Raw genomic sequence first — 21,807 nt, forward strand, 5'->3', positions numbered from 1 at the left:
AAAAATGGCCAAATCCATAGCTTAGCTATGAATTTGACCAAAAAGACATTTTTATTATTTAGTTGTCTACTTGACAGGGTTCACTTCAATCTACTTTAAAAGGAAGGCTTTTAATTTAAATAAATGATTCAAATATCAATTCTTTTCCTGGAACGTTCTTTTCTTCGAAACCATCTAAAAATGCTTGGTTATCATATGGTACTTTAATACGTTCAACATTTATTGCACCATCTTTAACTTCAACGATACCATACACGGCATAAGCACCGTTGTTAAGACCTACTGAACCAGGGTTAAAATAAATTGTCTCAATATCATCAAAATGGTGTAACACGTGATTGTGTCCAAATGTAACAAAGTCTGCATCTATACCATTAAATAAGCCGTGAACATGTTCTAAAGATGGTTCAACGATTGGTTGAAACGGATCTTCACTTATATGCTTATCCATATCTTCTTCTAATATACGATAATGGGTAAAGTAAAAATTCAGTCCATCTATTTCTTTTGTGATTTCTCGGTCTAATTGATCTAAAAAAGTATAAAATTTAGAATCAAGATGTTCTACTATCCATTGATGGTGTTCGTAAAATTTATTTTTAAGACTTTCAGGATATGTTTCATTATGAGCTACTGCCATAATTGCTTCATCATGATTTCCAGCAATATTAGTCATATCCTTGCGATTTGTAACAAGGTCCAATACTTCATTCGTCTTATGACCAACTCCGATATTATCACCTAAATTATAAATGTGTTCTATATCAGAACGACTATCTATATCCTTTATTACCGCTTCTAAAGCATCATAATTACCATGTATATCTGTTAAAATAGCAAATTTAACCATAATACATCTCCTTAAATCACACTATTATTGTTGATTCACTGCTTCTGTTATATCTATATTTCCAGTAACAACTTGGAATTCTTTTCCGATTGTACCATCGTTATTTAAAACAGCTTGTATAACTGAAGCAACGTCTTGGCGAGGGACTTCTCCACGTTCAACTTCTCCTGCTATTTCAACTTTTCCAGTGCCCTCATTATTAGTTAATAAGCCAGGATGTACAATTGTATAAGGTAGTTCAGATCTTCTTAAATGATCATCTGCATAATGTTTTGCGATTGTATAAGGTTTTAAATCGCCTTCGAATGCTGAACGTCTTGTATCAAATGATGAAACGAGAACGAAGTGTTCAATATTAGCTCGTTTACTTGCTTCTATTGATTTCACAGCACCATCTAAATCAATAATAATTGTTTGGTCAGCACCAGTGTGTCCACCAGAACCAGCAGTGAAAACAACTTTATCTGCATCTTTAATTTTTTCAGCAATATCATCAATATCGTCATACTCTAAATCAAGAGAAGCTGTTTTAGCGCCTATTTCTTCAAAATAGCTAGCTTGGTTCGTTTTTCTTATTCCTGCTGTTACTTGATTACCTTCTTCTACTAAATCTTTTACAAGTAATCTACCGATTTGTCCATTTGCACCTATAACGAATATATTCATATAAAACACTCCTTATATTTTTTCATGGATAAATTGATAATTATGCAATCTATCCGATGTAATAACTCTTTTTGTTACTTCATATGGTTTCTCATAGTTCATATCTGATACAATTATATTACCATTTGAGTGTACTTCTTTTACAATTGCTACATGACCCAAATCACCATAATCTGTTTGGAGTATAGAACCTTTTGCTGGCTTACCATTCACTTTAAAGCCATCTTTTTTAGCCCTTTCCGCCCAGTGTTTAGCATCTCCCCACGAAGTTGGGATTCTTTTATCTATTTTTAAGCGTTCTTCAAATACATAAAAAGTACATTGTCCTTCTTGATAGAAATTACCTAGTGAACGGTCATCAGTTTTATCTTTTTGTTTAATTTGTTCTGTTCGTGATGCTATTTCTTTTTGTCGCATTTCTTTTTGAATATTATCAACATATTGGGTTACAAAGTTGAAGCCACCTTGTTGCTTGAATAAGATAAGCATCGTAATGATTATAACCCAAGTAACGATAAACATCGTGAAACGAAATAACTTCTTCATAGCTCACTCCTAAATTTAATCTACCCTCAATATATGAGTAATTTAATATGATATCAAACAAACTGCTTATTATGATAATTATATTAACTTTATCTTCCCCCATATTTTTGACAATATTATGACATTTATAAAACTTTTTATGTTACGCTATTGATATAAAATAGAATACGGAGTGATCAATATGTTTGAATTTCATTTAGATTATTGGCGAAATGGTCGAGGGCTTCATTTAAAGACAGTTCTACTTTCAATATTAACGTCAATTGTTCTTGGTATCATCATGTTAGTGCCAGGTGTTATATTTTTAATAGGTGCCATTAGTATGATATCTTCTCAAGATTTCTCTGGCGAGCCTTCAGGCGGAGGTATCGTAGCCTTTTTAATATCTATGGTAATAGGTTTTATCGTTAGTTTATTATTATATGTTTTTGTCTTAATACCTATGACTTATGGGTTCTTAAAATATTATAAAGATACAGACTTAGGACGTGCGCCAAGATTTTCTGATTTGTTATTATTCTTCAAGAAAGGTAAATACGTAAAGACACTTAAACTAACTGCAATTATGTTTGTCATTTCTGTGGCATTAGCAATTGTATTATATATCGTTGTGTTTATTGTAGAATTGATATTTATCGCGATATTTGGCACTTCAGCTGCGTTTATAAACGAAAATAACTTTGGTGCTATGTCAGTATCATTCTTAATTATTATGTTACTTATGATGTTAATCATCTTTGCGCTTTACATACCAATTTATTATGTTGTCATTTTCTTAGTTAATACGGTTCTTGTACATATTGACCAACAATCACTGCCAACACTAAATAAATTATCTATAGGTTGGAACATCACAAGTAAAGGTCCTAAAAGTGCGTGGAAATTACTATTTAGTAATGTATTATATTTCATTGTTGCTTATATCATACTCGCTATAATCGCAGTTATTACCGCGCTTATAATATCATTACTTCCTGACGTACTAAAAATATTACTTGGCATTTTCGCTTATATTTTCGCATTTGTTTATTTAATAGCTATGAGTTATATCATGTACGGAAGTGCAATGAACTTCTATCATAAAAATAAAAATGCACTATACCCACAAAATGATCAACCTGATGAATAAATGATTAATAAAAAAACTGAGAATCAAACCTTTAATTTGGTGATTCTCAGTTTTTTTCATTATTTTATTAAAGAAATTAAACCGTATAAAGTCTGGTATTCATAGTCAGGTTCAACATCGATATGTTCAAACTCCGTTAAATATCTATTAATCCATGCTGTCTTATATCCAAAATTCTGGGCACCAATAATATCCCATTTATTAGAAGAAACAAATAAAATATCTTCTTTGTTTAAATCTAATTTTTCATATAAATATTTATAACTGTTTGAATCTGGCTTATAAAGCCCTATTTCTTCTAAAGCTACAATATGTTTAAATTTTCCTTCTATATGTGCATGTTCTAAAACAGTTAATACCATCTCTTCATTTCCATTGCTAAATACAATCTTATCTATATTCTCTAACTGATTTAAAACTTGTTCAGTTTCAGGAAAAGCTTCTAGCTTATTATATTCGTTTACACATTCAGATACATCTTCTGAATCGTAATCATATTCATTTCTATCTAATACATACTCAAGTGAGTCTTTTACTACGAGACTGAAAGGTTTATATTGATTTACTAATTGTCTTACGTGAATATATTCAATTAACTTTTGTCGCCAAGCTTTTGCAATTTTTTCTCCGTTGCCCGGAAATAACTTCTCACACTTATTTTTAACACTATCGATATCAAATAATGTTCCATATATATCAAATACTATCGCTTTAATCATAGTATCACTCCTTCAAACGAGTACTATTATTAATATATCCGAACATTATTATTTCAATCGTTCCAAATAAATTGTGCACTACTTACATCTACGTAAATTACACGGCTAAAATATGACTTCTAACCAAAATAATTCTCCTAACCCGTTATTTTTAAACTAACAGATTAGGAGAATTATTTTTGTATGAGATTCTTATGTTTTATTCAGATAAAAATTTAAGTTTTAAAAATTCTGCTGCACCATTTTCGAGGTTAGATAATTGTGTTACTTCTTTACCTAGTAGCTTAATATGATCTGGTGCATTTTTCATTACGATAGGATTATCTACATGTTCTAACATTTGTCTGTCATTATCACTATCACCAATAGCGTAAGTTATAGCATCTTCTTCTATTTCGAAATGCGTTAAAACTTTTTGAATAGCTGTCGCTTTATTAACGCCTTTAGGCATTGTTTCTAAATTACAAGGTGTTGAATTTGATATTGATATATTTAAAGTTTCTTTTAAAGGTTCAACTACTTTTTCCCATCTATCGATATCAGTGTGAAACTTTTTGAAGAAATAGATTTTAGAATAGGCATCATTTGGTATTTCATCTACCCAAGTGATTTTATCTTTCATTGCTTCTAATCTCGATTTCCATTCATTAATTTCTACATCTGCATCATCTGACTGCTCAAGTTCTGAAACTAATAATGCTTTATCACGATTTAAAGCTATTCTATCTTTATGATAAGGGAATAACTCATAATATATTTGGTGTTCTTCAGCTAAATCAATTAATTTATGTACTGTATCCATTTCTAACTGATATTTAAATATTTCTTCACCATCAATATAACCAACTGCTCCATTTGAAGATAAAATACCATCTACTTCAAAATCATCTGGCACAAGATAGTGTATCTCGTCATATGCGCGACCGGTTGCTAGAAAGACTTTCACACCTTTATTACGTACCTCTTTAATAATTTGAGTTGTGTAATTTGTTACTCTATTATCTTCATTTAAAATCGTACCGTCCATGTCTAAAAAAACTACTTGCGTTCTCATGTATAATCCTCCAAAGTTTATTTCCATTATTATTATTTCACGGAAGATTTATTTAATCAATTTTTTAGACTTTAGATAAAATTGGACGTCCACTTTTAAAAGTTACATCTACTTCTATATTGAATAAATCACTCATAGTTTCTGAATTAACAACTGATTCAATGCCTCCTGAAGCAAATACTTGTCCTTCTTTCAGCAACAATATATGTTTGAACACTGGCAATACCTCTTCTAAATGATGCGTTACATAAATCATTGTCGGACCATTTTTATCTTGACCGATATTTCCAATTCTTTCTAATAAATCCTCTCTTGCAACAAAATCTAAGCCATTAGTCGGTTCGTCTAAAATAAGTAACCTAGGTTCTGACATTAAAGCTCTACCAATTAATACACGTGTTTGTTCACCTTGAGATAATGTACTAAATCTTCTATTTATATATGGTGTAATACCTAGCATCGCACAAATTTCTTCAGCTTTATTTCTAATCTCATCTGTAGGATCCTCGTATACACCAATTGAAGCATACGCTCCGCTAATAACAGTTGTAAAAGCATTATCTTCTTGACGCATTTTTTTAAATAACGATTGTGAGACGTAACCGATTTGCTTTCGAATATTATCCGCTGAGTAACCTGGTTTGCCTTGTTTCATATCTAATATTTCAAATTCACCAGACGATGGCGCTGTATAAGCATTTATAATATCTAATATAGTAGATTTACCTGCTCCATTTAAACCATACAACACCCAATGATCCCCATCGTTTATTTCCCAAGAAATATCTTTTAATATGTAATTACCTTCACGTATCCAGTTGATATTTTTTAAATCAAGTAACATTTAGTCATCCCCTCAAAGTTTTCATAATATTCACTCATTGTACATGAAATTACTTTGATGTTAAAGACCGGGATTCTAACAAGACTCTCATAAAAGAAGGAGTCTAAAACATAAATAACTGTCTCAGACTCCTTGATTATAATTTTCTATTTTAATTCTAATTCTAACCGAACCATATCTTTGCACTGTATGCCATTCTCATAAATGGGCTCATCATAATATTTTATAAAGTAATCAATATCAATGGACTTCATTCTAAAGCCTGCTTGTTGATATAGCTTTAATTGCCCAATCCCTGAATTACCAGTACCAACAGTAATAGTGTGACAATCTAAATTTTTAGCTACTTCAATAATATAATTTATTAACTGTTTACCTATACCTTGATGTTGATAATGTGAATCCACAGCTAAGTTTACAAGTTCAAATGTATTTGGCCTCGTTAATAATCCGACTACAATACCTACTGGTTGTCCTTCTTTAACAAATGCAAATACTTCTCCACGTGAAGTATAATCATTTATTGCTTTTTGATTATCATCTGCTAATGAAAGCAACTCATAATGCTTATCAGTTAACAATTTGCATGTTTGGATCATCACATTCACCTACAGTTTTTATTTAGTAGAAGTTTTTTTCCTTTTTATAAACCAAATTATAAAAATTACCGCACTTACTGCAATAACTGCGTACATAATATTTGAATAAACATCCATATAATTTACAATTTGGTGCCAATTATTCCCTACTTTTGCTCCGACTAGAACAAGTACTAAGTTCCAAATTAATGTACCTAACGTCGTTAACACTAAAAACAGCCATTGATTCATACCACTCATACCGGCTGGGATTGATATTAAACTTCTAATAAGTGGAATAAACCTACAGAAAAATACTGTCCAAGGTCCATATTTATCAAACCAAGCATCAGCTTTTCTAACATCTTCTTTTGTTAATCTTAAATACTTTCCCCATTTTTCAATGATTCGTTCAAGACGTTCAACGTTGAGAATACGACCAATCCAATATAATATGACCGCTCCACCTACAGAACCAATCGTCGATGCTACGACCACACCGAATATAGATAATTCGGATTTAGTCGTCATAAACCCTCCAAAGGTCAAAATAACTTCAGATGGTATAGGTGGAAATACATTCTCAACTAATATTAATAAGGCTATACCAAAATAGCCAAACTGTTCCATTACACTTGTTATCCAACTCTCCATTAATAGACTCCTTTAAGTTGTTTTCAATAATTTATTACCGTATTACATAAAACATAAACCATAAATTCAAAAAATTAAAAATAAAAGTTAAACTCCATTATATAACATTACAAGTGTGTTAGTGTCGGACTTTAGTATGAACATTTAATTAACGATTGTTATTTAAAATTTTCAGATTAATTAGAAATATTCAATAATTTACTTTATACTCTTATTATAACATTTTAAAGGAGAGTGATGAATTTGGGTTGGTATGCAACTTACTTTATAGTTTATTTCATATTTATGCTTGCAATAGCATATTATTATTTCAAAAAAATCAAAACTTATGAGGATTACTTAATCGGTGGTTGGAACACTGGGTTTTGGCAAATTACGGGGACAATTATAAGTACATTTTGTGGAGCCGCAGTATTCATCGGTTGGGTAGGACTCGGTTTTACAGTTGGGTTATCAGGTTATTGGAAATTCGCTTTTGTAGCGATTTTATTTTCATTAATATTAATCTTAGGATTTGCCAGGCCGCTTAGAAGGCAAAAGCTCATTACTTTAGCAGATTTATTTACTAAAAGATTTGGTGGTAAAGCAGGAGTAGTGCCTTCCATACTATCTGCGTTTATATATTCAGTACCGACAACGGCTCTACAAATGGTCGGTATGTCTACTGTCTTTAATATTACTTTTGATATGAATGTTTCATTAGGTATATTTATATCATTTGTCGTCATCTTAATATTCACTGTAATCGGAGGATTACCAGCAACTATGTTAACTGATGCTATTCAATCAATCATCATTATTATTGGTGTCGTTATTCTTGCGGTTGTTACGGTAGTTCATGTTGGAGGACTTTCAACACTTTTTGAAAACAGTAGCTCTAAACTTTTAAGTATTTCAGGACCAGATGGTTATGGGGAAGTCTTACTTTATGCATTATCAGTCGGGCCATTTTATTTAGTATGGCAATCTATTTGGCAGAGAATCTTTGCTGCAAAAAGCGAAAATGTAGCTGTTTCAGCAAATGCCTTAGGGTTTGTAATTTCAGGTTTCATTTCTATTTTACCTTTTATTATTGGCTTAGCAGCAAGACAATTTGTTCCGCTTGATATGCACCCTGACTTAGTTTTTTCATATGTAACAGATTTATTATTATCTAGCCCACTAGGAGGACTTGTATTCTTAGGTTTATTAGCTGCTTTAATGACAGGAGCAACTTCATTTATTTTACAAGGTAGCAGTAACCTGACAATTGATTTTTATCAAACATTTATTAATAAAAATGCTAGCAGCAGAAAAATGTTAGTATTTTCGAGAATTTCAGTTGCAATCATAACAATATTGGCTTGTTTATTTGCATATACTGTAAGTGATATCGCCACTACATACCAATGGGCTTTAAGATTAACATCTACTATACTTGTCATACCATTTATTGCAGTAATGTTCTGGAAAGGTGTAACGAAAATTGGCGTTATGGTAAGCATGATAGGAACAGCAATACTTGTCTTATTATATCCTTTATTTAATTTACCTATTGATCATGCAATATTTGGATTTATAATTTCATTTATTTTATTAGTAGGCACAAGTTTACTAACTAAACACGATAAGTTAGAAACGATTCAAGCTGCTTATTTTGAAAAATTAGACAACCCGAATTTGGAGGATTATTATGAGTAACTTAATGATTAAAAACGTTAATATTATAGACATGGTTAATCCTAAACCTTATAAAAGTAATATATTAATTAAAGATGGAAAGATTAAAGAAATTAATACATCTATCAGTAATCAAAATGTTGAAATATTAGATGGTAAAGAACAATTTATTATACCTGGTTTTATTGATACACATAGTCATTTATTACTTTATGGCTTATTTAAAGAATTAGTAGATGTAAGGCCTGAAACAGTTAAAAATATTTCAGACATTAAAAAAGCATTGAAACAACAATTACCTAAAAAGGATTCAGGGGAATGGATAGTTGGTCAAGGTTACAACGAACTAGAACTTGATGAAGAACGACATATTACGAAGCAAGAACTCGATGAAGTTTCAACTGAACACCCTATTTACTTACGTCATAGCTCTGCACATATGGGGGTTGCAAACAGTAAAGCTCTAGAAATAGCAAATATTAATGATGAAACAGAAAATCCTGAAGGTGGCTATTTTTCTAAAACGGATGGTACCTTAAACGGTTTACTTTATGAATTACCAGCAGTAGAAAAACTGTTACCTTATTTACCGAAACCATCTAAAGAAGAGATGATTGATGCGCTGAAAAATGCTGCTCAAGATTATATTGAAAAAGGTATTACAACAGCTTCAGAAGCGTCGGTTGGTCTAGCTCATGGTAAAGATGATATATCTGCTTATCATGAATATATACAATTAGAAAATGACATTAATTTAAGGATCATGATAGATTACCAACTGCTATTAAATGATGAAAGAATCAAAGATAAAACATATCAAGAATTAAATGAACAAATACAAACACTTTCAAACCAAAAATGTACTTTGGATAGCGCTAAATTTTTCCAAGATGGATCAATCCAAATAAATACAGCAGCACTCACACAACCTTATAAAAATGAAAATACAAAGAGTGAGATTATTATAAAACAAGAAACATTAGAAAGTTTATATACATCGTTCGCAGAAAAAGGATTTCCATTAACAACGCATGCGAATGGCGATGCTGCTATTAAATCCATTATAAAAGCTTATTCTAAAATACAATCTTTACCAAATTATAATCATGAAACACGAATTGAACATATTCAAACTGGTGAATATGAAGACATTGTGGCAATGAAAAACAATCAAATTTCCGGTTCATTTTTTACTAATCATATATATTATTTTGGTGATCAACATTATGAAAAATTTTTAGGTCCTAATCGGGCAAATCTAATAGATCCTGCAAGATGGGCTCAAGATTTAGACGTGTTATATACGCTGCATTCAGACTGTCCTGTAACGCCCATCTCTCCAATAGATAATATAATGATTGCTTGTAATCGTAAAACAAAAAGCGGACGTACTTTAGGTGAAGAATTGAAATTAACACGCCTAGAATCATTAAAAGCAATGACTATAAACGGCGCAAAGCTCAACCATACCGAAAATCAAAACGGTACAATTGAGCCTAATAAAAACGCTGATTTTGTAATATTGAATCATAACCCATTAGACGAATCAATCGATCTAAATGATGATATGATTCAATATACGATTATTGGAGGAAAAGTAGTATATAAACGCTCATAGCCCATTAAATTATAAAGTGCCTATGAATCCACCATCAATATTAACTGAAGCTCCAGACACATATGAAGCGGCTGATGATGATAAGAAAGTAATCACATAGGCCGCTTCTTCTGTGTTCCCAATTCTTCCTAAAGGAATTGAACGGTCAATTTTTGAGTATTCTTCCCAAGATAACTCAGGATTTTCATTTTTCCATCTTTTTTCTAATTGTTCACTTCTTATAAGTCCTATACATACTGTATTGACTCTTATATTATATTCACCTAAATCTTTACTCATCGCTTTTGTAAGTGCCATGCCAGCAGCTCTTGATACAGAAGTCGGCAACGATGATTTAGGAGGTGTCTTGCCTAACGCTGCTGTGACATTAATGATTGAACCTTGTTCATTTTCTTTCATATAAGGGATTGCTGCTTTTGAACAATTTATGGCTCCAAATAATTTTAAATCAAGATCATCTTCCCAAAGTTCATTTTCCACTTCTTCAAACGCATGAGCTTGGGATGTACCAGCATTGTTCACTAATATATCTATCGTTCCAAACTTACCCACTGTTTCTTCTACAGCTTTTATACATTCTGACTTATCTGTTACATCAGCAACAATAATTTGGACATTAGCTTTTGTGTGTTTTTGAATATAACTTTTTGCTTCTTCTAATCTATCTTTATTTCTAGCACAAATAGCTACTTTTGCTCCCTCTTTCGCCAAACATAAAGCTGATTCTAAACCGATACCTTTACTGCCTCCAGTAATTAATGCTACTTTGTTCTCTAATTTAAAATCCATCTAATACCCCTTTCTTTAGTTGTACTTATATCTCAATATACGTTAGTCTATATCTTACTGCAAAAATTCTCCCTTGTTTTCATGATGACTCTAGTTTCCTTATAAAAATAGGAGTGGACAGAAATTTCATTTTCTTAAAAAGATTTCGTAGTCCCACACTGCTTAGAATGACTAGTATTGAAAAAAGCTTTTTATAAACTTATTTTCAGTCAAATCAGCTACTGCCAATACAAAATAAAGTCCTAGACAATTATTTATGTCCAGGACTCATATAAAATTCATTATATTTTCTTGTTATGCTTCAACATCGTATCCTTGATCTTCTATTGCTTCTTTCATCTGGTCAAAGTTTACTTTGCCTTCTTCATATGCTACTTGTACATTATTTTCTTCTAAGTTTACAGCGGCATTATTTACACCATCTAATTGATTTAAAGCACCTTCTACTGATGATTTACAATGATTACAAGTCATACCTTCTACTTTAATTGTTTGTTCCATTATATACATCTCCTTATAATTTATAGTTTAACTCTTTTTAATCTTAAAGCATTAGTGACAACACTAACTGAACTTAGAGCCATTGCAGCCCCTGCTATCCACGGTGCTAATAAACCGAGGGCAGCTATAGGTATACCAGCTGTGTTATACCCAAATGCCCAGAATAAGTTTTGTTTAATATTTTTAATTGTTGCGTGACTAATCTTGATTGCTTTAGGGATTAATAATAGTTCTCCCCCTAAAATCGTTACGTCAGCTGCTTCTATCGCTACTTCAGTTCCAGTTCCTATAGCTATTCCGATATCTGCTACTACTAATGCAGGTGCATCATTTACACCATCTCCGACCATAGCTACTTTCTTGCCTTTATCTTGTAAAGCTTTTATTTCATTTGATTTTTCTTCTGGTAATACTTCTGCTATAACTGAATCAATACCTACTTGCTTAGCAATAGCTTGCGCAGTTCTTTCATTATCACCTGTAAGCATAATTACTTCTAATCCTTCATCTTGCATCAGTTTAATCGCTTCAGGTGCCGTTTCTTTAATTGTGTCAGCAACTGCTACTACGCCTTTATATTGACCATTAACTGCCATTAACATTGCAGTTTTACCTTGATGTTCAAAGTTTGTAAGTGTTTCTTCAACTTGATTAACTGAAATTTGAGCATCAGTCATTAGTTTTCTATTACCTACTAATATTTCATTTCCATCTATAGTTGCTTTTATACCGTGTCCAGGTATTGCATCAAAGCTTGATACGTCTTTTAAAGTTAAATCTTTTTCTGTAGCATATGCAACTATTGCTTCAGCTAGTGGATGTTCAGATCCTCTTTCTGCACTTGCCAACAATTGTAAAGTTTCATCGTCACCTGTAAAGTCAGTCACTTCTGGTTTTCCTTTTGTTATTGTTCCTGTCTTATCTAGAACAATAGCATTTAATTGGTGTGTTCTCTCTAAGTGTCCGCCACCTTTAAATAAAATACCACTTTCTGCTGCTTTACCAGTGCCTACCATGATAGAAGTAGGTGTTGCTAACCCTAAAGCACATGGACAAGCAATAACGAGCACTGCAATTGCAGCTACAAGTGCGCCTTCAAATTGTCCTGGGTTAACTAAAGTTATCCATATCACAAATGTTAAGATTGCTATTCCAACCACGATTGGTACGAAATAACCTGATATAACATCGGCAAGTCTTTGTATAGGAGCTTTAGACCCTTGAGCTTCTTCTACAACTTTAACGATTGATGCTAAAGCAGTATCTGAACCAACTTTTGTTGCTTTCATTTCAATTGAACCATTTTTATTAATTGTTGAACCAATTAACGCTTCATCTATTGATTTCTCTACCGGTATAGATTCACCAGTAATCATTGATTCATCAATAGAAGTATTTCCTTTTATAACTTTACCGTCTACTGGTATTTTTTCACCAGGTTTAATTCTTAAAACATCACCTACTACAACTTCTTCTACAGGTATCATCATTTCTTTGTCTTCTCTAATAACTCTTGCTTCTTTCGCTTGTAAATTAAGAAGTGATGATAATGCATTTGTTGTTTGACTTTTTGCTCTTTGCTCTAAATATTTACCGAATAAAATAAGAGTGATTAGAACTGCGCTTGTTTCAAAGTATAAATGTGGCATGTATTCTGGATTACCAATAGTTTTAATCGCTTCGTATAAACTATAAAAATATGCCGCACTAGTACCTAATACAACAAGCACATCCATATTGGCGCCGCCGTTTCTTAAATTTTTATATGCTCCAATATAGAACTGCCATCCTATTACGAATTGAACAGGTGTAGCAAGAATAAATTGAAACCATGGATTCATAAATATACTAGGTAATTGAACATTAAATAAATGAACAAGCATTGTCATGAATAGTGGCAAGGATAAAACTGCTGAAATAATTAATTTTAATTTCATTTGTTTTATTTCTTTTTGTTTGTGTGTTTCTTTATTTTTCATTTCACTTTTTGCTTGTGCATCATATCCTAATTTTTTAATTTTATCTATGATTGCTTTAATATCCACTATTTCAGGATTATATTCTATATTAGCCTGTTCTGTAGTTAAATTAACTGTTGCTTGCTCAATGCCTTCTTGTCTATTTAATACTTTCTCGATACGACTTGAACATGCTGCACATGTCATACCAAATACATCAAGTTCTGCCTTTTCTGTTAACACGCCATATCCAAGTTTTTCAATTTTATTAGTTATATCCTTTAAAGAAGATTGTTCAGGATCAAATGAAACAGATGCTTTTTCTGTTGTTAAGTTCACTTTGGCATCTACACTGTCCATTCTATTTAACACTTTCTCAATTCGACTTGAACATGCTGCACATGTCATGCCAGTGACGCCAACAGTTGTTTGTTTCTGATTTGCCACTTATACCACACCTCCTTATTTAGAAAATTGTTTAAGAACACTCATTAATTCATCTATTGTTTCTTCGCCTTCGCCTTTTTGGATAGCATCTGTAACACAATGTTTAATATGACGTTCTGTTACTGCAAACCCAACATTCTTAAGTGCAGACTGTATAGCACTAATTTGAACGAGTATATCCACACAATAACGGTCTTCTTCAACCATACTTTGAATACCTCGTACTTGCCCTTCAATACGTTTTAATCTATTTAATACTTTCTCTTTTTCTTCTTTAGTTCTTGGTGTTACAGGATGATCATGTAAAAACTCTCCCATATACTCACGTCCTTTCTTAATTAATACTATACCCCCCTAGCGTATATTTTTCAAGTTTTTTGTTTATAAAATTAAATATGATACATAATTTTCTATAAAAAAGATCTATTAGTCCAACCGCGGCAATGATTACTGGCAATATAAAAAAAGAGCCGGAGACATTGATTATGTCCCAGACTCTTTAAAAACTAAAATATATTATTCAACTGTTACTGATTTAGCTAAGTTACGTGGTTTATCTACGTCACAGCCTCTGTGAAGCGCTGCGTAATAAGAAACTAATTGTAGTACTACTACTGAAACAAGTGGTGATAATAATTCATGTACATGTGGGATTACATAAGTATCCTCATCATGTTCTAATCCTTCCATAGAAATGATACAAGGATTAGCTCCACGCGCTACTACTTCTTTTACATTACCACGGATAGATAAGTTAACTTTTTCTTGAGTAGCTAATGCAATAATTGGCGTACCTTCTTCAATTAAAGCAATTGTTCCGTGTTTCAACTCTCCTCCAGCAAATCCTTCTGCTTGGATATACGAAATTTCTTTAAGTTTTAAAGCACCTTCTAAGCCAACATAGTAATCCATCGTACGACCAATGAAGAATGCGTTGCGAGTTGTTTCTAAGAAATCTTTAGCAATTTGTTCCATTTTAGAAGCATCATCGACGATAGCTGTAATAGCTGTCGTTACTTTTGCAAGTTCTGGTAAAATATCAACACCTGTTTCTTTACCATGAGCATTTGCTACAACTTGTGAAAGAATCGCTAATACTGCGATTTGAGCCGTATATGCTTTTGTAGAAGCAACAGCAATTTCAGGACCTGCATGTAAGATTAATGTATGATCCGCTTCACGAGATAAAGTAGAGCCAGGAACATTTGTAATCGTCAGTGCTTTATGACCAAGACGTTTCGCTTCAACTAATACTGCACGACTATCTGCTGTTTCACCTGATTGTGAAATAAAGATAAATAATGGTTTCTTAGATAGTAATGGCATATTGTAAACAAATTCTGAAGCTACATGTACTTCCGTAGGTACTTCAGCCCATTTTTCGATATATTCTTTACCTACTAAACCAGCATGATAACTTGTACCACAAGCTACAATGTATATTCTATCTGCTTGTGCAACATCATCGATAATTTCTTTATCGATTTTTAAGTTACCTTCATCATCTTGATAATTTTGAATAATGTTACGCATAACTGCAGGTTGTTCATGAATTTCTTTTAACATGTAATGATCGTAAGTACCTTTTTCAACATCTGATGCATCAATTTCTGCTTTATAGCTATCTCTATCGATAACATTGCCTTCTTGATCTTTAATGATTACTTTATCTTTTTTCACTATTACAATTTCATTATCTACTAACTCTTTATAAGTATCTGTGACAGCTAGCATCGCAATTGCATCTGAAGCAATAACATTGAAGCCATCTCCAACACCAACTAATAATGGTGATTTATTTTTAGCAACATAAATAGTTTCTGCATCTTGTTCATCTAATAAGCCTAATGCATAAGAACCATGTAGTAATGATAATACTTTATTAAAAGCTTCTTCAGTTGTTAAACCTTCATTTGAAAAATGTTCAATTAATTCTACAATTACTTCAGTATCAGTATCTGATTTAAATGTTACACTTTGTAAAAATTCATTTCTTAATTGTTCATAGTTCTCGATTACACCATTGTGTACTAAAGTAAAACGACCTGATGTTGATTGGTGAGGGTGCGCATTTTCGTAGTTAGGTACACCATGTGTTGCCCAACGAGTATGTCCAATCCCAATATTTCCATCAAAATCATTATCTGCAACTTTACGTAATTCAGCAATTCTACCTTTTTCTTTAAATACTTTTATTTCTTCTTCGTTACGAACAGCAATACCTGCTGAATCATAGCCTCTATATTCTAATTTTTCTAATCCTCTAAGTAATAATTCTTTTGCATTGGCTGTACCAATATATCCGACGATTCCACACATAAATTAAATTCCTCCAATTTTAAATAAGCGGTTAGACAACTTCAAAAAGTGTCCAGTCGCTTTCAGTACGTTATTGACTTCATGGCTGTTTCAATGACTTTGGACATACAGTCACCCATATGCTTTAACCATTGAACTTTCGAATGAGCCACATCCGGGATAGCATCCGCCGATAATTCGATAACCATCCTCCTCGTCAACAAAAGCGAAATTATTCATTCAACATGTATCTGAATATACACGCATCTTTAGTCATAATTCCCTTTTGTTCAGGCGCTATAAGTTTCCTTATTTTGATAAACCTCACAATCCTCCTTTAGTGAACTTTCTTTATTCTACAATGAATCTCAGTATTGTGCAATTATATCACTATATATATCAACTTATTTTATAAATTTATATTAAATGAACTTGTGATAATAATTTATAATAAAAAACGGTTGAGCCATAAACCATATGACTCAACCGCTTTTATATTCATTTAATTATTCAATTCCCATTTCTCTTTTAACAACTTCTGCAATACTATTTACATATCTTTCAGCATCTTCTTCAGTTTTAGCTTCTACCATTACACGAACTAACGGTTCTGTTCCAGATGGACGTACTAAAATACGGCCTTCTCCATTCATTTCAACTTCAACTTTTGTAATAATTTCTGCAACTTTAGTATTTTCTTCAACACCATACTTATCAGAAACTTTTACATTGACTAAACGCTGAGGATATTTTTTCATTTTACTTGCTAATTCGCTTAATGATTTACCCGTTCTTTTAACGATGCTTGCTAAATGTACACCTGTTAGTAAACCATCACCTGTTGTATTATAGTCCATTAATACGATATGGCCAGATTGCTCGCCTCCAAGACTATAAGAACCTCTTCTCATTTCTTCTACAACATATCTGTCGCCTACTTTAGTTTTGTCGGATTTTATACCTACTTCTTCTAAAGCTTTATAGAAACCTAAATTACTCATTACTGTTGATACAACCATATTATCTTTTAATTCACCTTGTTCAGCCATATCTTGCGCTAAAATGAACATAATTTGGTCACCGTCTACTATTTGACCTTTTTCATCAACCGCTATAATTCTGTCTCCATCACCATCAAATGCTAAACCAAAATCTGCTTCGTACTCTACAACTGCATTAGATAATTCTTCAGGATGTGTAGATCCAACATTTAAATTAATATTATAGCCATCCGGTTTACAACCAATTGTCTCACTAGAGGCTTCTAAATCTCCGAATAAATAAGGAGCTAGAGAATATGTAGCACCGTGCGCACCATCTAATACAATTTTAAGCCCTTCTAAGTCTCCATCCACTGTTGACTTAATATAGCTCATATATTTTTGAGCGCCTTCGAAATAATCAGATATATGATTTAATTCCTTACCTGTAGGTCTTGGTAAATTATCTTCAGTTGAATCTAATAATTTTTCTATTTCTAATTCTTCATCATCAGTCAGCTTGAAACCATCTGGTCCGAAGAATTTAATACCATTATCAGCCACTGGATTATGAGAAGCACTAATCATAACACCTAAATCTGCTTCTACTTCTTTAGTTAAATAAGCTACACCTGGTGTTGAAATGACACCTAATCTCATAACTTCTGCTCCTATTGATGATAGACCAGCAATTAAAGCAGATTCTAACATTTCTCCTGATACTCGTGTATCTCTACCTACTAATACTTTCGGGTTTTCGCTATTATGCTTTTTAGCTAAAACATATCCACCAAATCTACCTAATTTAAAAGCAATTTCAGGAGTTAATTCAGAATTCGCTACTCCCCTTACACCATCAGTACCAAAATATTTGCCCATTTGTAATTCTCCTTTTATTTCCATTAGTTTTTAGAAGTTTTTATTTTTGCTTCGACTTTGTTGAATTCGGCTTCGTCTATATCATCAGGTAAATTTAAATCTACCTTTTTCGTTGTATCATTATCGATATCCGATACATCTACTGGCACATCTATTGAACTAATACCATCTAATACATTACGTGAACCGTATATTTTAACTTCTGATTTATCTAAACTTATATCGTCAATATTTGTGTTTTTTGAAGCAGATCCTTTTGTGACAGGATTTAAACTTACTGTTTTACTCGATCTCGCAACTTTAATGTTTACATTAACGGTATCTGGTCTAATTTGAACATCTAATTTGTTCAAGTTACTATCTAGTACGCTAATGCCTGCTTTCTCAGTTGTATCATCAGTAAGTTGTTTATTCTCATCTAATGTTGCCTTTACATATGCGATTTTATTTAATTCTTCTTGACCACCAGTAATCGTTATTTGTGATGGATTAACTGTTTCACCTAATAATTCATAACCGGAAGCGATTCTATTTTGATTGATTTCAGCTTCGATTGGGAATTTCTTAGATACTTTTTCTTGTAAAGAAACAGTTGTGGTTTTCGGAATAACTTGATAATTCAAATCTTTGTTTAATCCTTTTACTTTAAAGCTTTCTTTATATTCTCCTACTGATTTATTCTTTAGATTAAGTTCCACCTTAAAATTAAGTAATTTTTCTGTTTTTAAGATTGTAGATTGTGGTCCTGAAACTTTAACATCTACTGTCTTAGGAGCACCTGATAAGTATAATTCTTTAGAATTGTAAACTGTTTCAACAGGAACATCCTCTATAACATGATCAGAATTTTTTAACGTTGTTTCGTTAAATAAACTACCAAATACATTATTAACAGATAAGAACATGACTAAAGCTAGTACTAATGCGACAAAACGTAATCCCCATTTAGATTCTAGCATCTACTTCACATCCTTTCTGCTTTGAACAGAACCAAACCAATGCTCAACTAGTAATTCTCTAAAAGTATCACTAGATATTTCTTTTCTTAATTTACCATCAAATGAAACAGAAATCGACCCCGTTTCTTCAGATACAACTACTGTAAATGCATCTGAAACTTCAGAGATACCTACCGCCGCTCTATGTCTAGTACCTAAACTTTTAGATATTTTTTGACTATCTGATAATGGTAAGTAACTTGCAGCTGTAGCAATCTTTTGTTCTCTAATAATCATGGCTCCATCATGTAATGGTGTATTAGGAATGAATATATTAGTGAGTAGCTCTTGAGTAATATCAGCGTTAATAGGGATGCCCGTCTCTATGTAATCCTGCAAACCTGTTTCTTTCTCAAAGACTATGAGTGCACCTATACGTCTCTTAGCCATGTATTGAACAGCTTTATCGATACTATCAGTTAGACGTTCTTGTTCAGCAGAGGTCGTTACATTTACGCGTTTAAACAAGCTACCTCTACCTAACTGTTCTAGAGCTCTTCTAAACTCTGGTTGGAATATAACAATAATCGCTAAAAATCCCCATTGTAATACGAAGTCAAATAATAGCGTTGTTGTTGTTAAATTTAAAAAATCACTTACTGTTCTACCAATTATGATGAAAAATATACCTTTTAATAATTGTATCGCTTTTGTACCTTTTACTACTGTAATAATTAAGTACAATACATACCATACAATAATCAAATCAAGTATACCTGTTATAACTTTTATGGCACTTAAATCGCCAAAAATGTCAGGTAACTGCATAGTATCTCCTCCGTATTTCGTTAACCTATTATTTATTATATCAATTTTTCAGTTATATTGTTAATTTAAATAAAAAAGAAGTCTCTATAATTAGAGACTTCTTTATTTATAATGATTTTATTCATAATTGTCAATTATAATAGTTTTTCACCAAAAAATGAACCCATTAATCCAATCGCTAATCTAGCTGTTTTATTATATTCATCAATAAGTGGGTTTACTTCTACTAAGTCAGCAGAAACAATCAATTTAGATTCATGCAACATTTCCATCGCAAGATGACTTTCTCTATATGTAGCTCCACCAGGTACAATTGTTCCTGTTCCTGGTGTTTCAACAGGATCTAAAGCATCAACGTCTAGCGATAAGTGAATACCATCCGTTTTATCTTTTAGATATTCTATCGTTTCTGAAATGACTTGTCCCATACCTAACCTATCAATATCAGCCATAGTATATGTTAAAATACCTGCTTCTTTTATGTACTTTTTCTCGCCTTCATCTAAATCTCTCATACCTATTAATACGACATTTTCAGGTTTAACTTTATTTTTATATCCACCAATGTTTGTCAGTGCTTCATCACCTTCACCAATCAATGCTCTTAATGGCATACCGTGTATATTTCCGCTAGGAGAAGACTCTAACGTATTTAAATCACCGTGTGCATCGTACCAAATCACGCCTAAATTTTCATAGTGTTTACTAATACCAGCTATAGAGCCTATTGATAAAGAATGATCTCCACCTAGTATGAGTGGAAAGTGACCTTTTTCAACGGTTTCATTCACAGATTCGTATAAATTATTTGAAAAAGCAATTACTTCCTCTAAATTACGAAGACCTTTTTGTTCACTTTTATATTTCTTCATGTCTAGAACTGGTGATTGAACATTACCTTTATCAATTACTTCATGTCCAATATCTTCTATTCTCTCTATTAAACCAGCATATCTTAATGCATCCGGTCCAAAGTTAACACCTAATTTACGTTGACCAAAGGCAGTGGGTGCACCAATAATTTCAATACGTTTACTCATATTTTAAATCCCCCTTAATTGTCATTACTATTACATTCTAGTATATGTAAGCACTTACATCAAGGTATATAAGGGTTTATGGATATTATTAATATATTACAAATATTTATTCATATATGTATATAGAAACGCCTTTGCAACAATATCCTAATACATATACATGTATATGCAAAAACGCTTAAAAACAAAAAAGACATTAGTGAAATCACTAATGTCTTCAATATGAGCCATAGAGGATTCGAACCTCTGACCCTCTGATTAAAAGTCAGATGCTCTACCAACTGAGCTAATGGCTCTAATGGCTGGGCTAGCTGGATTCGAACCAGCGGGTGACGGAGTCAAAGTCCGTTGCCTTACCGCTTGGCTATAGCCCAACAATGGTGGAGGGGGGCAGATTCGAACTGCCGAACCCGAAGGAGCGGATTTACAGTCCGCCGCGTTTAGCCACTTCGCTACCCCTCCAGCTTATTTAGTTATTAGAAATGGTGGAGAATGACGGGTTCGAACCGCCGACCCTCTGCTTGTAAGGCAGATGCTCTCCCAGCTGAGCTAATTCTCCATATAAAAATGACCCCTACGGGACTCGAACCCGTGTTACCGCCGTGAAAGGGCGGTGTCTTAACCGCTTGACCAAGGGGCCATGGCTCCACAGGTAGGATTCGAACCTACGACCGATCGGTTAACAGCCGATAGCTCTACCACTGAGCTACTGTGGAATAATACTAATAATTTGCCCGGCAACGTCCTACTCTCGCGGAACGTAAGTCCAACTACCATCGGCGCTAAAGAGCTTAACTTCTGTGTTCGGCATGGGAACAGGTGTGACCTCTTT

General features: G+C 32.7%; 20 protein-coding genes, 6 tRNA genes and 1 rRNA gene. 3 read left to right on the plus strand and 24 right to left on the minus strand.

Annotation, left to right across the window (positions count from 1 at the left end):
• Positions 1-115: 115 nt before the first annotated feature.
• Genes LQ615_RS12870 through LQ615_RS12880 form a run of 3 tightly spaced genes read right to left on the minus strand, consistent with a single transcriptional unit; the run spans position 116 to position 2,062 of the window.
• Positions 116-850, minus strand: a complete 735-nt coding sequence (locus tag LQ615_RS12870; protein WP_103269332.1) for a metallophosphoesterase family protein — start codon at positions 848-850, stop codon at positions 116-118.
• A gap of 24 nt (positions 851-874) precedes the next feature.
• On the minus strand, positions 875-1,516 hold the full coding sequence (locus LQ615_RS12875) for an SDR family oxidoreductase (protein WP_103269333.1): 642 nt from the start codon (positions 1,514-1,516) through the stop codon (positions 875-877).
• A gap of 12 nt (positions 1,517-1,528) precedes the next feature.
• Positions 1,529-2,062: a CHAP domain-containing protein gene (locus LQ615_RS12880; RefSeq protein ID WP_239704170.1), complete on the minus strand. Its 534-nt coding sequence runs from the start codon at positions 2,060-2,062 to the stop codon at positions 1,529-1,531.
• Between the two features lie 181 nt (positions 2,063-2,243).
• Between LQ615_RS12880 and LQ615_RS12885 the strand changes: the two genes are divergently transcribed.
• Positions 2,244-3,191 (plus strand): hypothetical protein, encoded by a 948-nt coding sequence (locus LQ615_RS12885; protein ID WP_228064739.1) that lies wholly within the window; start codon positions 2,244-2,246, stop codon positions 3,189-3,191.
• A gap of 59 nt (positions 3,192-3,250) precedes the next feature.
• Here the strand turns inward: LQ615_RS12885 and LQ615_RS12890 are convergent, their stop codons facing one another.
• The 5 genes from LQ615_RS12890 to LQ615_RS12910 form a co-directional block, all read right to left on the minus strand.
• On the minus strand, positions 3,251-3,910 hold the full coding sequence (locus tag LQ615_RS12890; RefSeq protein ID WP_135022358.1) for a haloacid dehalogenase type II: 660 nt from the start codon (positions 3,908-3,910) through the stop codon (positions 3,251-3,253).
• 199 nt (positions 3,911-4,109) lie between these two features.
• A complete protein-coding gene (locus LQ615_RS12895) occupies positions 4,110-4,964 on the minus strand; it encodes an HAD family hydrolase (RefSeq protein WP_239704171.1) in 855 nt (284 codons plus the stop codon).
• 64 nt (positions 4,965-5,028) lie between these two features.
• Positions 5,029-5,808: an ABC transporter ATP-binding protein gene (locus LQ615_RS12900; RefSeq protein WP_147640843.1), complete on the minus strand. Its 780-nt coding sequence runs from the start codon at positions 5,806-5,808 to the stop codon at positions 5,029-5,031.
• A 146-nt stretch (positions 5,809-5,954) separates the two neighbouring features.
• Positions 5,955-6,407, minus strand: a complete 453-nt coding sequence (locus LQ615_RS12905; protein WP_135032694.1) for a GNAT family N-acetyltransferase — start codon at positions 6,405-6,407, stop codon at positions 5,955-5,957.
• An 18-nt stretch (positions 6,408-6,425) separates the two neighbouring features.
• Positions 6,426-7,040 carry a DedA family protein gene (locus tag LQ615_RS12910; protein WP_135022354.1) on the minus strand — a complete coding sequence of 205 codons (615 nt, stop codon included), beginning with the start codon at positions 7,038-7,040 and terminating at the stop codon, positions 6,426-6,428.
• Between the two features lie 237 nt (positions 7,041-7,277).
• Between LQ615_RS12910 and LQ615_RS12915 the strand changes: the two genes are divergently transcribed.
• Together LQ615_RS12915 and LQ615_RS12920 are read left to right on the plus strand one after the other, a co-directional pair.
• A complete protein-coding gene (locus tag LQ615_RS12915) occupies positions 7,278-8,720 on the plus strand; it encodes a sodium:solute symporter family protein (RefSeq protein ID WP_338141524.1) in 1,443 nt (480 codons plus the stop codon).
• The gene (locus LQ615_RS12920; protein WP_239704172.1) at positions 8,713-10,317 is read left to right on the plus strand and encodes an amidohydrolase; all 1,605 of its coding nucleotides are present in this window, start codon (positions 8,713-8,715) and stop codon (positions 10,315-10,317) included. Before LQ615_RS12915 ends, LQ615_RS12920 begins: the two co-directional genes overlap by 8 nt.
• Positions 10,318-10,326: 9 nt before the next feature.
• Here the strand turns inward: LQ615_RS12920 and LQ615_RS12925 are convergent, their stop codons facing one another.
• The 16 genes from LQ615_RS12925 to rrf all read right to left on the minus strand — a co-directional run.
• Positions 10,327-11,106 (minus strand): SDR family NAD(P)-dependent oxidoreductase, encoded by a 780-nt coding sequence (locus tag LQ615_RS12925; RefSeq protein WP_239704173.1) that lies wholly within the window; start codon positions 11,104-11,106, stop codon positions 10,327-10,329.
• 294 nt (positions 11,107-11,400) lie between these two features.
• Positions 11,401-11,607 carry a copper chaperone CopZ gene (copZ, locus tag LQ615_RS12930; protein WP_016998500.1) on the minus strand — a complete coding sequence of 69 codons (207 nt, stop codon included), beginning with the start codon at positions 11,605-11,607 and terminating at the stop codon, positions 11,401-11,403.
• Positions 11,608-11,627: 20 nt separating this feature from the next.
• Positions 11,628-14,012, minus strand: a complete 2,385-nt coding sequence (locus LQ615_RS12935) for a heavy metal translocating P-type ATPase (RefSeq protein WP_239704174.1) — start codon at positions 14,010-14,012, stop codon at positions 11,628-11,630.
• A 15-nt stretch (positions 14,013-14,027) separates the two neighbouring features.
• A complete protein-coding gene (locus tag LQ615_RS12940; protein WP_016998501.1) occupies positions 14,028-14,330 on the minus strand; it encodes a metal-sensing transcriptional repressor in 303 nt (100 codons plus the stop codon).
• Positions 14,331-14,528: 198 nt separating this feature from the next.
• Complete coding sequence (glmS, locus tag LQ615_RS12945) at positions 14,529-16,331, minus strand: glutamine--fructose-6-phosphate transaminase (isomerizing) (protein ID WP_064205297.1); 1,803 nt, start codon at positions 16,329-16,331, stop codon at positions 14,529-14,531.
• A gap of 485 nt (positions 16,332-16,816) precedes the next feature.
• Positions 16,817-18,169: a phosphoglucosamine mutase gene (glmM, locus tag LQ615_RS12950; protein WP_135022350.1), complete on the minus strand. Its 1,353-nt coding sequence runs from the start codon at positions 18,167-18,169 to the stop codon at positions 16,817-16,819.
• 23 nt (positions 18,170-18,192) lie between these two features.
• A complete protein-coding gene (locus tag LQ615_RS12955) occupies positions 18,193-19,128 on the minus strand; it encodes a CdaR family protein (protein WP_016998505.1) in 936 nt (311 codons plus the stop codon).
• Entirely contained in the window at positions 19,129-19,935 is an 807-nt protein-coding gene (gene cdaA / locus LQ615_RS12960) for a diadenylate cyclase CdaA (RefSeq protein WP_016998506.1), read from the minus strand. It lies immediately after the preceding gene.
• Between the two features lie 134 nt (positions 19,936-20,069).
• Positions 20,070-20,975 (minus strand): arginase, encoded by a 906-nt coding sequence (gene rocF, locus LQ615_RS12965; RefSeq protein ID WP_064211422.1) that lies wholly within the window; start codon positions 20,973-20,975, stop codon positions 20,070-20,072.
• A gap of 223 nt (positions 20,976-21,198) precedes the next feature.
• Positions 21,199-21,271: transfer RNA gene (locus tag LQ615_RS12970), tRNA-Lys, on the minus strand.
• A 3-nt stretch (positions 21,272-21,274) separates the two neighbouring features.
• A tRNA-Gln gene (locus LQ615_RS12975) sits at positions 21,275-21,349 on the minus strand.
• Between the two features lie 4 nt (positions 21,350-21,353).
• Positions 21,354-21,437 (minus strand) — tRNA-Tyr (locus LQ615_RS12980).
• 21 nt (positions 21,438-21,458) lie between these two features.
• Positions 21,459-21,534, minus strand: a tRNA-Val gene (locus LQ615_RS12985).
• Between the two features lie 9 nt (positions 21,535-21,543).
• Positions 21,544-21,615: transfer RNA gene (locus tag LQ615_RS12990), tRNA-Glu, on the minus strand.
• A gap of 1 nt (position 21,616) precedes the next feature.
• A tRNA-Asn gene (locus LQ615_RS12995) sits at positions 21,617-21,691 on the minus strand.
• A gap of 16 nt (positions 21,692-21,707) precedes the next feature.
• Positions 21,708-21,807: ribosomal RNA gene (rrf, locus tag LQ615_RS13000) — 5S ribosomal RNA — on the minus strand; the annotation flags it as partial.

The organism is Mammaliicoccus sp. C-M13 (assembly GCF_022386845.1).
Lineage (GTDB): Bacteria > Bacillota > Bacilli > Staphylococcales > Staphylococcaceae > Mammaliicoccus > Mammaliicoccus lentus.